This is a genomic window from Mesorhizobium sp. LHD-90 (assembly GCF_030929505.1).
Lineage (GTDB): Bacteria > Pseudomonadota > Alphaproteobacteria > Rhizobiales > Rhizobiaceae > Kumtagia.
Genome location: NZ_JAVFVV010000014.1, coordinates 22,611 through 34,927, shown reverse-complemented (window position 1 = coordinate 34,927; position 12,317 = coordinate 22,611). Strand labels below are relative to the sequence as shown.

The window sequence follows — 12,317 nt, the reverse complement described above, 5'->3', positions numbered from 1 at the left end:
ATGAGCAACGTATTCCATCATTCCGCCGAGCGACCCGCGCAACCGGCCTTCACTTTCGTCTTGATCGTGTTGACCTGCCTCGTTGTGACGGAACCCGCCCTTGCGCAGTCCTCGGGTGCATTCGCACCGCTGGAAACAGCGGTGCAGATGATCGTCGACTTCATTACCGGGCCGTTCGGCCGGTTGCTGGCGATCATTGCCGTGATCGCGCTCGGCTTTCTCGCCTTCGCGGGTCGTCTCTCCTGGTTCACAGCCGGCGCGGTGGTGCTCGGCATTGGCCTTGTCTTCGGAGCGCCGGCGATTGTCGACGAGATGATTGCAGCCGTGGGAAACTGAACATGTTCGAGCTCAGCGACGAGAAGCCACAGCTGACGCCATTGGTGATCGGTCTCACCAGGCCACCGATGATGTGGGGGATACCGCTGAATGCCCTCTACATCATCGTCGGCGTCACGCTGATCGCCTTCCTGGTGAGCGCGAGTTTCTGGTCGGCGCTGATCGCGCCGCTGACCTACCTCGCGCTCTTCGCTCTTTGCAGCCGAGACATCCGCATTCTGGACCTTGCCCAAGTTGTCGGCCGTCGCACACCACGGACGCGGAATCGGCTGTTCTGGCGCACCAACTCCTACGGCCCCTGACCATGTTGAACGCCGTTATCGAAGAGCTGGGATTTGGCCGCGAGCAACGGCGCGAGCGGCCGATGTCGACCCACATTCCCTATTTGCGACACGTCGCCGACACGGTGATCGGGCTCGAAAGCGGTGCGATCCTGTCCGTGATCAGATTGGATGGATTGTTCTTCCAGACCGAGGACCAGGCCGAGTTGAACATGCGCGCCGCAGTCCAGAACACGATCGTACGGGCGCTGGGTTCGAGCCGGTATTCCTTGTGGTCGACCGTCATCCGCAAGGAAGTGAAACCTTCGATCGAGGGCAGCTTCTCCGATCCGTTCTGCGAGCTCCTCAATACGCGCTACATGGCCGCGCTGCGCGAAAAGCGCATGTTCACCAACGAGCTCTATCTCACGATCGTCCGCTCGGGCATGCGCGGGGTGCTGGGAGCGGCCGAGACGTTTTCGCGCCTGCTCGATCGCTCATCCGGCGCCGAGGTCCAGCAGCAACGCCTGCACGAGCGAGTCAACGACCTCGAAGAGGTCGTCGGCAACATCACTCGCGAGCTCCAGAAGTACGGCGCGCGGCCGCTCGGGATCGCTCATCGCGACGGCCAGCCATACTCGGAGCCGTGTGCGTTCTTCAACACGATCCTGAGCTGCGGCGTCTCACGCGACATGCGGCTACCGCGGATGGGCATCCGCAGCTACGTCGGCATGTCGCGGCTACACTTCTCGAAGCGGACGATGCAGGCGCAGGGGCCGACCGAGGCCGAGAATCGCTTCGGCGCGATGCTGTCCATCAAGGAGTACCCACCCTTCTCCGGACCCGGGATGCTCGATGGTCTTTTGCAGATGAATCACGAGTTCATCTGTACCCAGTCGTTCACACTTGCCGACAAGCCGATCGCCCAGGAGCGCATCTCCCGCCTGCAGCGCCAGATCCATGCGTCGGATGAATCCGGCAGCACCGTCGAGACCGACATCGACTTCGCGCTGAACAGCCTGCTCAATCAGGAGGCCGTTTTCGGTTATCATCATTTCAGCCTGCTCTGCCTGTCGCGTGATCTCGCCGGTCTCGACAAGGCCGTCGCCGAACTGGGGTCGTGCCTCACCGACATGAACATCAACTGGCTGCGCGAGGACCTAAATATGGAGGCCTCGTTCTGGGCGCAGCTGCCCGGCAATCATACCTACATCGCGCGTTCCTGCATGTTGTCCAGCGCCAACTTCTCCGGGTTCTCGTCGCTACATAATTTCGCGACTGGCAGGGCACGCGAGGTCCATTGGGGCCTGCCGATCTCGATCCTCGAGACGACGTCGCAGACGCCCTACTGGTTCAACTTCCATCAACGCGACATCGGCCATTTTTTGGTCACCGGACCGACGGGTTCAGGCAAGACGGTGGCGCTCACCTTCCTGCTTGCCCAAGCTTTCCGCATCTCGCCCGAACCGCGGGCGGTGTTCTTTGACAAGGATCGTGGCGCCGAGATTTTCATCCGCGCTGTTGGCGGTGATTACGAGGTGCTTCAGCCAGGCGTCGCAACGGGATTCAACCCGCTACAGATGGAGAACACAGCGGGAAATCGCGAGTTCCTGCACCGCCTCCTGAAGGCCATGCTCGATCCTGCCGATGGTAGCGGCTTCAGCCAGGAGGAAGAGGATACGCTGGAGCGGGCGATCGGTCGCATCTGCCAGGAGCCGGTCGAGCAGCGGACGCTCGCCAATCTGTCGGGCCTCCTGATGGGCAGGGCGCGATCCGACGCCAACGACCTCCAGTCCCGCCTGCGTCCCTGGTTCGAGGGCGAGAAGGCGTGGCTGTTCAATGCGCCGCGGGATGTGCTCTCCTTCTCGGACCGGCGGATATTCGGCTTCGACATGACGCACATCCTCGATAACAGGGAAGTGCGCACACCGGCGCTGATGTATCTCTACCACCGGCTGGACGAGCTCCTCACCGGCGAGCCGGTTCTCATCTTCATGGACGAGGGCTGGAAGCTCCTGCAGGATCCGGCCTTCTCAAACTATATCGTCGACAAGATGAAGACGATCCGGAAGCTCAACGGCATCGTCGGGTTTGGTACGCAATCGGCTGCCGACATTGCGCGCGCGCCGCAGTCACACACGCTGATCGAGCAATCCGCCACCAATCTGCACTTCCCCAATCCGCGCGCCGACGAAGAGAGTTACATCCGCCGTTTCGGCCTGACCGCCAAGGAATATTCCTTTATCCGCAATACGCCGCCGGAGCGGCGAACCTTTCTCATCAAGCACGGCAACGATTCTGTCATCGCGCGCCTCGACCTTTCGTCCATGCCGGACCTGGTGCGCGTGATGTCGGGGCGCAAGGAGACAATCGAGCTGTGCGCCACGCTTCGCGCTCGGCTCGGAGACGATCCGGCGAATTGGTTGTCCGAGTTCTGTGGCTGGGAGCGTGCGGCATGATCAGGCGTCTTTCCATCCTCATCGCGTGCGTCGCGTCGCCAGCGCTCGCCGACATACCAACCATCGACGGAACCGTGCTCGACCAGCGCGAGGACCGCGACCGCAAAACTTCCGAGATCGAGAAAGTCGACGAGAATCGGTACGTCAACAACCAGAGCGTGACCTGCTCGATGTACCGGCCGGGGAGAAAGGAAGATCCGGTTGGGGCGGCAAACGCCAATCCGGCGATCGCCGGCATGGTGCGTCGGATCGCGCGGGAGGAGGGGATCGACGAGAACCAGTTCCTGGCGCTCGTCTACCAGGAGAGCCGATTCAATCCCTGTGCGAAGTCTCCAGCGGGCGCGATTGGCCTCGCCCAATTGATGCCCGGCACGGCCGGCGACCTCGGCGTCGATCCACAAAACATCGAACAGAATCTGCGCGGCGGCGCGCGCTACTACAAGCAGCAGCTTCGAAAATACAACGGCGATGTCTCTCTGGCCCTCGCCGCGTACAATGCCGGCGCAGGGAACGTGAACAAATATGGCGGCACCCCCCCCTTTCGGGAAACGCAGGGCTACGTCGCCAATATAACGCAAAAATGGCTTCCGGCTTTCGGCGGCTCCGACAAATCCGGCATGCCGCTCAACTATGGCGGCGGTGGCACCTATGAGAGTGCCCGCACCAGCACGATGAATGCGATGGGCCTGACAACCGCGATCGGCGAGGGGTCCGGCGATGTCGGCTCCTGGCTTCAGCAGCTCGGCGGACTCAGAAGCGGCACGATCCAGGATAGCTGGGATCACAATTCAGGTGCGCGCAACGCGAATCTCGAACTCATCAATCGGCTAATCCTGCTCGGCACGGCATTCGCCGACCTGACCAATTCCAGCAACGCGTTGACACTTGGCGAAATCTCAGGGGCAAACCGTTCGACGCGTTACGAGGAAAATGGCGAAGAGGACGATTGGCCGGTCGCGGGTTTCTGCGACGAACGGCAGAACCTGGTCTGGGATCCGAGCGCCAAGGGGTGTGTCCTGCGCATCGATGCGCAGGCGGGACTTTTGCTCGATACACAATGAAGGAGCTAAGAATGAACCGATCGCTGTCTGTCCTGCTGACCCTGGGCTCCGGCATTGTGCCGGCGGCGGCCGATATTCCGGTCATCGACAAGACCAACTATGCCGTGGCGCGCGACACCGCCGAAAAAACCGGGCGGATTCTCGACACCAACAAGGAAATCCTCACCACGGTCGAGGAGACGCTGAAGGCCGTGACCGGCGATCGCGGCAGTGAAGCCGGATCGTTGAAGGACCTGGCAATCGGCAACGGCTTCAGCGTCTCGTCGGTGCCGTCCTTCGACCAGCTCCTGAAGAGCGGCGTAGCCGATTTCGGATCTCTCGATTCCAAAGTAGTGCAGGCGGCAACGCTTTTCATCAATGGGCTTCAGCTCGTTCGCTCGCTGTCCGGCAAGGAGAACAGCTCCCTCTCCAGCGACAAATCCTATGAGGAACTCATGAAAACGGTGATGGGAGTTTCGGCGCTGATCAAAGGCTCCCAGCAGGCGGTCGAAACGCGCCGCTCGGCTCTTGAAACCGCGGGCGGGGAGATCGGACAGGCTGAGGACATCAAGGGCTCCATCGACCAGAACACCCAGCTCCAGGTTCAAACCGGCCTGACGCTCAACGAGATGATCGGCGTTCTCAATGGCGGCGTGCAATCGCTGCATGCGGAGAACCAGCGCAAGCTGACCGACATGTCGAACACGCGAAAGGCTCTGCAGTACGAATGATGGCTTGTCGATGCGGATCGGGAATCGCCGTCCTAACTCTCGTTCTGGTAGCCAGCGGGTGCGGAACACCCCGCGAAAAGACTGCGCCATGCAAGCGGTCGGCCAATCTGTCGAGCTACGCAGAGGTGGGAAGTCCGTGCGGTCCGATGACGGAACTCAACGCAAACAGGGCGGCAGCGCTCGCGGCGGTCGAACAACTGGCGGGCGACAGCCAGGAATAGGGCAGGGCGGTGGACGACTTTATCGGCGAACTTCTCGATCGGATCGACGCCTCTGGCGAGAATTTTTCCCAGCGTGCCTACGAAGCGCTCAGCCAGGACATCGAGCCGCTGCTTCGGGTGCTCTTCATCGTCGCCGTGCTTTTCTACGGCGTCCAGCTCTTCCTCGGCACGTCGCGCCTCAGCGTCGCGGAAATCATCGGCAGGCTCTCGCGCGCGTTGATCATCTTCATCATCGTCACGTCGTGGGCAAACTTCAATTCGCTCGTCTACGAGTGGATCACGACCGTGCCGGAGGATGCCGGGCGGGCTATCCTTGCAGCCTCGGCGACCGGCGTGACCGAGCCCACCAACGGGCTGTCACAGATATGGAAGACAGCGAACGTTGCCGCCGCGGCGTTTTCTGAGCAGGCCGGCTACTTGTCCGTCCTGCCGGCGTTGATCGGCCTGATCATCATGGTCTTTGCCGGCCTGTTCGTTGCGGTCGCGCTCGGCATCCTCGTGCTCGCCAAGGTTGTGCTTTGGGTGCTGCTCGGCACGGCGCCCATTTTCATCTCATGCTTCTTTTTCGACTCGACGCGAAGCTACGCGATGGGGTGGCTCAACCAGTCGCTGCTCTACGCCATCATTCCTCTGTTCGTCTACGTGATCGCCGCCTTCCTGATTGCCGCTATGGAACCGGAACTGACAAAGATCGACCAGATCTCCGGCGACCGCGAGCTGACCCTCAGCGATTTCGCCGCCTTTATCATGCTTTGTCTCGCCGGCAGCTTCGTGCTCATCCAGGTCCAATCGCTTGCGCAGGGCATAGCCGGCGGATTGGCCACACCAATCGGCCCTCGTTCGCGGCATCTGACCACGAGAGGAATCTTCTGGGGTCGTGAGGCGATCGGCCGCTCGGCTCAGCAAACACAGGCGGCTGTGCATCGGGTCCAAGCGCGGCTTCATTCACCCCGGCAGGATGGCGCCGGCGCCTCCATGCAGCGCGCGATCACATCCAATGGAACCCCAAGGCAACCGTGATCGGGGAGCCGCTGATGGAACTCGAACGGCAAGAGAAGGGCAGTGATGGCCGACAAGTCCGAAACCGCGCTGCGCTCATATTTCCAGCATGGCGACATATGGGAGCAGGAGATCATCAAGCGGGCGAAGCGGTCGGCGCGGGTCGCCTGGTTCTTCTCGATCATCTTCGCCGGGCTCGCCTTGCTCAGCCTGCTGGCTGTCGTCCTGATGCTGCCGTTGAAGAGCTTCGAGCCCTATCTGGTAACCGTCGATCAGACCACGGGATATATCGAAGTCAAGTCAGGCCTGACGCGGCCGGCAAACCTGACCGAGCAGCAGGCCGTCACCCAAGCCAATGTCGTGCGCTACATCCGGTCGCGCGAAGGCTACGACCCCTACGCGATCGAGGAAAATTTCGGGATTGCAGCGCTCCTGTCCACGGACGAGGCCGCACGCGAACTGCAGGGTCTTTACAGCGCAGCCAATGCCCAGAATCCTGCGAAGATCTATGGCCGTCTGAAGCGGGTGCTGGTCGACATCAAGTCGGTGACGTTCCCAAACACGAGCACCGCGATCATCAGGTTCTCGACAAACGAACGCAGCGAAACGGAATCGATCGTGCGTCATTGGATCTCGGTTGTCCGCTTTCGCTACACCGACACACCTATGCGCAACGAGTGGCGTTTCGAGAACCCGCTTGGCTTCCAGGTCTATGCCTACCGTCGCGATCAAGAGACGGTGACGCCTGGGGAAGCGCGATGAGAGGCCGCTACCTTATGACCGCTCTCGTACTGATGGGTGTCTGTGGGCCCACTTTAGCAGCGCAAACTCCGAAGGGTGGCTCTCTCGATGCGAGGGTGACCAGCGTCACGTATCAGGAAAACAACGTCGTCCAGGTTTTTGCGACCTACGGTATCTCGACAATGATCATCTTCGATGAGGACGAGAAGTTCGAGACGATCTCGCTGGGCGACACTGAGAGCTGGCAGGTGGTGCCCTCCGAGAAGGGCAATATTCTCTTCGTCAAGCCGATCGCGAAAGACGTGACAACGAACATGAACGTCGTCACGTCCAAGCGCATCTACTATCTTGAGCTTCACGATTTTGCCCCCGAAGCGGGTCGCAAGGTCTTCGGAATCCGCTTCCACTATCCAGAAAAAAGCCTCAATGCCGCCTTGCGGACGGAGGCCGAGCAGCGCGCGGCTTGGCCGAACATCTCCGGGATCGACAAGGCAAACGTCAACATCGACTACTCCTTCTCGGGCGACGCGCGGCTCAAGCCCCTGATGGTCTTCGACGACGGCAACAAGACTTTTTTCAAGTTCGATCGTCGTGTCCCGGCGATCTTCGCCGTCAACTCCGATTTTTCCGAGACGTTGAAGAACTTCCGCAGGGAAGGCGAATACATCGTGGTCGATGGCGCGGCGACGCAGTTCACGTTGCGCGACGGCGATCAGTGGATCTGCATCTTCAATCTGAGGAAGCCGGATCTTGGCGCCCCCGATCCGGCCATCCTCGGACCGGCGGAAGATGCTCAGGCGAAACCTCGACGTCGGAGCGGAAACTGATGAGGCGCTCTCCCGAGCTCGAAGCCCTTGCTCACGATGATGATCCGGTCATCGCGGACAGGTCTGTCCGACGCAAGCAGCTGGTCGGCGGGGCGCTCTTCATCCTGATTGGACTCGTCGCAGGGTATATCGTTCTCGCTGGAAGGCAGCCGCCGGCGCGTGACATGCTGGACGGCGACGAGGAGTTCACCACCACCACCTTCCGTCCGCCATCCTTCGTTCGTGACGGCGAGCCGGAGCCCAGGCCTCCTGCACCAGAAGTGATCGAGATTCCGCCCCCTCCGCCGCCTCCGCCACCACAGGAGAAGGTGGATACCACCGAATTTGACGTGCCGCCGCCCCCCGTGCCGGGTGAGGCGCCACCACCGCCGGAAGCTGCCGAAGCGCCGGTGGAAGAATTCCCGGCACGCTTCCGCTCGAACATGGTCGTTCTGGACAATTCTGCATCGTCCGAACCCGGCAGCCTGACCGGAGGAGAGGGGGAGGGCCTGACCGTCGCCGGCGAGGATCGCAGCAGCAAGTTCCTGGCCGCGACCGCCAGCATCGGCGACCGCAGTGCACAGGCCCGCAAGATCGACCGGATCGATGCACTCGTTCCGGAAGGTACCTTGATCCCGGGCATTCTGGAGACAGCCATCGTCAGCGACCTGCCGGGGCAGGTGAGGGCGATCGTCTCGCAGGACGTCTTTTCTTTCGACGGCCGTAGGGTCCTGATTCCCACGGGGACTCGGCTGATAGGCGAGTATCAGTCGGAGGTCACTCGCGGACAGAAGCGGATTTTCGTGGTCTGGACCCGTATGCTGCGCGACGACGGCGTCTCCGTCCGGCTGAATTCGATCGGTGCCGACAGCCTTGGACGTGCCGGCCTGACAGGACGGGTCGACAACAAGTTCCGCGAACGTTTCGGCGCCGCGATTCTGCTCTCGATCGTAGGCGGTGGTGCCAGTTACCTGACCGGCTACGGCAGCCAGGCCGCGACCGGCGACAGCGACGATGCGCAGCGTGCTGAAGAGCTTGCGCGGGAAACGATCGCACAGACCTTTGCCGATATGGCCAACCAGGCGCTCGGCGATTCCTTGCGGATACCGCCGACGATCAGCGTGAGCCAGGGCGAGCGGATCTTCGTCTTCGTCCGTCAGGATCTGGATTTCTCTAGCCTCTATGAGGATCCGGTCACCGAAGCGTTGAAGGAGATACGCCGTGAACGTGGCCTTCACTGAGCTCGCTTCGGACAACCGGCACTATTTCCTCTATCGCGCGCTCGCGCCGCTGAAATCGTTCCTTGACGACCTCGGTGTCGTTGAGATCTCGGTCAATCGGCCGGGCCAAGTCTATGTCGAGCGCCTCGACGCCGCACATATGGAGTTCCACGGTATCCCCGAACTCACCACAGCCGAGATCGTCAATATCGGGGAGCGCGTGGCTGCAAGCACGAACCAGTTTGTCAGTCCCGCCAATCCGATCCTCAGCGCGGCCCTTCCAACCGGTGAGCGCATCCAGGTCGTTCTTCCGCCCGCCGCACCCGACGGTGGCACACTATCCATCCGCAAGCAGGTCGTGAGCGACTTCACGCTTGAGGACTATCGCGATCGGGGATCGCTCGACGAGGTGACGGTGGCCGTCGGCGGGCTCAGCGAAACGGATGAGGCGCTCATCAACCAACTCTCGCGAAAAGATATCTACGGTTTCATTCGCACGGCCATCGTCAATCGCGTCTCGATCCTGATCAGCGGCGGCACTTCGAGCGGCAAGACGACTTTTCTCAACGCCTGCCTGAAGTCGGTCGATGAGAATGAGCGCATCATCACGCTGGAAGATACGCGGGAATTGTTCCCTCCGCAGAAGAATGCGGTGCACCTCCTGGCGTCGCGCGGTGATCAAGGAACCGCCAATGTGACGATCCAATCGCTGCTCGAGGCATCGCTGCGCATGAGGCCGGATAGGCTTTTCGTCGGCGAGGTGAGGGGATCGGAGGCATTCGCATTTCTGCGTGCGATTAACACCGGCCACCCTGGCTCGATGTCGACCGTGCACGCAGATACGCCGCTCGGCGCCTATGAGCAGCTCGCCATGATGGTCATGCAATCGGGTCTGTCAGCCGCGTATCCAAAGGCTGATCTGATATCCTACATCAGGCAAGTCATCCCGATCGTAATCCAGTTGCGCCGGGATGGCGGCCGACGCGGCGTGTCCGAGATCTTCTTCGCCCATGGGCGGACGGATGCGCCATGACCGGTTCGCTCCGCATAGTCTATCTCGGCTTCTGCCTGGTAGTCGCCTTCGCGGTCTGGCTGCTGGCTTACGGTCTCGCCTTGCAGTTCCTGTTTGGAGACGGCAGGATCCTCCACGCGACGACAACCACCAATCCCTTTGCACCGTTCCAGCAGCTTGTCTCCTATGGCGACAGCAGTGTCCTGCGTTCGATTGCACTCGGTGCGCTGCTCCCGGCCGCTATTGTCGCGACTATCGTTGGCTATGCCGGATTGCGTGCAAACTCGAGTCCGCTGGGAGATGCACGGTTCCAGACGGTGATGTCGTTGCGGCGTGACGGATGGTTTCGCAAGAAAGGCAAGATCCTCGGCCGCCTCGGACGCCAGATTCTCCGTGTCGAAGATGATCGGCACCACCTGATCATCGGACCCACGCGTTCGGGGAAGGGGGCCTGTTATGTAATTCCAAACGCGCTGACCCACGATGGTTCCATGGTGGTCACCGACCTCAAGGGAGAGATTTTTCGGAGCACAGCGGCATATCGGAAATCGAAGGGCAGCCAGGTCTTTCTCTTCGCGCCAGGATCGGACCGAACGCACCGTTACAATCCACTAGACTTCATTCGGCCGGATCGGGGTGATCGCACCACCGACATCCAGAACATGGCTGCTATCCTGGTTCCCGAGAACACCGAATCAGAAAACTCGATCTGGCAGGCGACTGCACAACAGGTGATGGCCGGGGCGATCAGCTACATCAATGAGAGTGTCTACTATGAGGGGAGGCGTAACCTCGGCGAGGTGACTGCCTTCTTCAACAGCGGGGTCAATCTTCAGGCGTTGATGATCCTCATTAAGGAACGCGAGCCGTATTTATCGCGCTTCACCATGGAGAGCTTCAACGCCTATATCGCCCTGTCAGAGCGCGCAGCAGCCTCCGCGCTGCTCGACATTCAGAAGGCGTTGCGGCCATTCCGCAACGAGCGTGTCGTCGCAGCGACATCGGTGACCGACATGGACCTGCGCGCAATGAAGCGCAGGCCGATCTCGATTTACCTTGCGCCCAATGTCACCGACATCACGTTGCTGCGGCCGCTGCTCGCACTTTTCGTCCAACAGACGCTCGACACGTTGATGCTCGAGCACAGCGAACGTTCGGTCCCGGTCTATTTCCTGCTCGACGAGTTCCGGCAGCTCAAGAAGATGAGCGAGATCACGACAAAACTGCCCTACGTGGCCGGCTACAACATCAAGATGGCCTTCGTGATCCAGGACCTCAAGAACCTTGACGAGATGTACGGCGAGACCTCGCGTCATTCCCTGATGGGCAATTGCGGCTATCAGCTTGTGTTCGGCGCTAATGACCAGGTGACTGCGGAAGCCGTCTCGAAAGGACTTGGCAAGCGTACGGTCCGCTATAAGACCGAATCCCGGACCATTGAGCTGATGGGGCTGCATCGACGGACAAAGGTTGAGCAGTTGCGGGAACGCGATCTGATGATGCCGCAGGAAGTTCGGCAGATGCCGCCCGACAAGATGGTCATCCTCGCCGAGGGCCAAAACCCAATCTTTGCCGACAGGTTTCGGTTTTTCCGGACCGCACCGTTCAAGGCGATGGAGGGATTTTCACGAGCCAACATGCCGGATGTTCCTGCAACCGAGTTCTTGCCACAACGACCAGTACCGGCCATTGCCCCTGGGTACGCGCCGGCGACCGCCCAAGACAGCCAGGAGTCCGAAGTGCCTGGGCCACTCGTGCCAGGCTCACCAACACGAAATCAGCGGGGAACGGTGAGGCCGCACGAAACGCATCGCCTGGACGTTCTGGTGACCGAGCCTGATCCGGTAGCGGCCGCGCTGGATCCGCGCTTACCCAATGTTCGGGCTCATCCCAAGGCATCAGCGGAAATCGCAGGTCGATCGTCCCTGACAAGTGGTGAAGCACCGTTGGTCGACAAAGTGACGAACATGGCGAAGCCTCGCAATTCCGCCGCCAAGCCACCACAGCAATTGCCATTGTTCAAGGATGAAATCGACACGAGGTTCGACATCGCAGCACGCCGCCTAAGGGCGCTGATCGGGGGAAAGGGAGATGCCGGGAGCAGGCCCCCCTCATCGCGGGATTGGTCAACGATTTTCGACGAGACCGTCGCTGATGACGTGTTTGCCCTGGAGTTCGAGACTACCTAGCACACTTGATCAGTACAGCGTCGATATCTCCGGGTGGGTGGCGGAGGTTCGCCACCCTGTTGCCCGGACACGCACTCGATACACAGCGCACGGCCAGGGTGGCTGATCATGATTAAGGATTGCTTGCTGCGATTCGCAGCGGTTGTGTTCAACGATGCAATGGTGCGCTCGGCAGGGCTTGAACCTGCAACCTACGGATTCGAAGTCCGGTGCTCTATCCAGTTGAGCTACGAGCGCATGGTTGCCCGCCACTACCCTATTGCAATCTCATGAGTCGGCCAGAACTGCTTCGGGAGGCGAAAG

At 60.8% G+C, this 12,317-nt stretch carries 11 protein-coding genes and 1 tRNA gene; 11 read left to right on the top strand and 1 reads right to left on the bottom strand.

The window, feature by feature from the left end:
• From RB623_RS19800 to RB623_RS19750, 11 genes are all read left to right on the top strand, one after another.
• Entirely contained in the window at positions 1–336 is a 336-nt protein-coding gene (locus tag RB623_RS19800) for a TrbC/VirB2 family protein (RefSeq protein WP_308058678.1), read from the top strand.
• Between the two features lie 2 nt (positions 337–338).
• Positions 339–638, top strand: a complete 300-nt coding sequence (locus tag RB623_RS19795) for a VirB3 family type IV secretion system protein (RefSeq protein WP_308058677.1) — start codon at positions 339–341, stop codon at positions 636–638.
• 2 nt (positions 639–640) lie between these two features.
• The gene (locus RB623_RS19790; RefSeq protein ID WP_308058676.1) at positions 641–3,055 is read left to right on the top strand and encodes a VirB4 family type IV secretion/conjugal transfer ATPase; all 2,415 of its coding nucleotides are present in this window, start codon (positions 641–643) and stop codon (positions 3,053–3,055) included.
• A complete protein-coding gene (locus RB623_RS19785; RefSeq protein ID WP_308058675.1) occupies positions 3,052–4,116 on the top strand; it encodes a lytic transglycosylase domain-containing protein in 1,065 nt (354 codons plus the stop codon). The genes RB623_RS19790 and RB623_RS19785 overlap by 4 nt, the downstream gene beginning before the upstream one ends.
• Positions 4,117–4,127: 11 nt before the next feature.
• The gene (locus tag RB623_RS19780) at positions 4,128–4,826 is read left to right on the top strand and encodes a type IV secretion system protein (protein ID WP_308058673.1); all 699 of its coding nucleotides are present in this window, start codon (positions 4,128–4,130) and stop codon (positions 4,824–4,826) included.
• Positions 4,827–5,056: 230 nt separating this feature from the next.
• Positions 5,057–6,067 (top strand): type IV secretion system protein, encoded by a 1,011-nt coding sequence (locus RB623_RS19775; RefSeq protein WP_308058672.1) that lies wholly within the window; start codon positions 5,057–5,059, stop codon positions 6,065–6,067.
• A gap of 45 nt (positions 6,068–6,112) precedes the next feature.
• Positions 6,113–6,808, top strand: a complete 696-nt coding sequence (locus RB623_RS19770) for a type IV secretion system protein (RefSeq protein ID WP_308058671.1) — start codon at positions 6,113–6,115, stop codon at positions 6,806–6,808.
• Positions 6,805–7,614: a P-type conjugative transfer protein VirB9 gene (virB9, locus tag RB623_RS19765; RefSeq protein WP_308058781.1), complete on the top strand. Its 810-nt coding sequence runs from the start codon at positions 6,805–6,807 to the stop codon at positions 7,612–7,614. Before RB623_RS19770 ends, virB9 begins: the two co-directional genes overlap by 4 nt.
• On the top strand, positions 7,614–8,834 hold the full coding sequence (virB10, locus tag RB623_RS19760; RefSeq protein ID WP_308058670.1) for a type IV secretion system protein VirB10: 1,221 nt from the start codon (positions 7,614–7,616) through the stop codon (positions 8,832–8,834). The genes virB9 and virB10 overlap by 1 nt, the downstream gene beginning before the upstream one ends.
• Positions 8,815–9,846 carry a P-type DNA transfer ATPase VirB11 gene (gene virB11 / locus RB623_RS19755; RefSeq protein ID WP_308058669.1) on the top strand — a complete coding sequence of 344 codons (1,032 nt, stop codon included), beginning with the start codon at positions 8,815–8,817 and terminating at the stop codon, positions 9,844–9,846. The genes virB10 and virB11 overlap by 20 nt, the downstream gene beginning before the upstream one ends.
• Positions 9,843–12,014 carry a type IV secretory system conjugative DNA transfer family protein gene (locus tag RB623_RS19750; protein ID WP_308058668.1) on the top strand — a complete coding sequence of 724 codons (2,172 nt, stop codon included), beginning with the start codon at positions 9,843–9,845 and terminating at the stop codon, positions 12,012–12,014. Before virB11 ends, RB623_RS19750 begins: the two co-directional genes overlap by 4 nt.
• A gap of 160 nt (positions 12,015–12,174) precedes the next feature.
• Here the strand turns inward: RB623_RS19750 and RB623_RS19745 are convergent.
• Positions 12,175–12,251 (bottom strand) — tRNA-Arg (locus tag RB623_RS19745).
• Positions 12,252–12,317 lie beyond the last annotated feature (66 nt).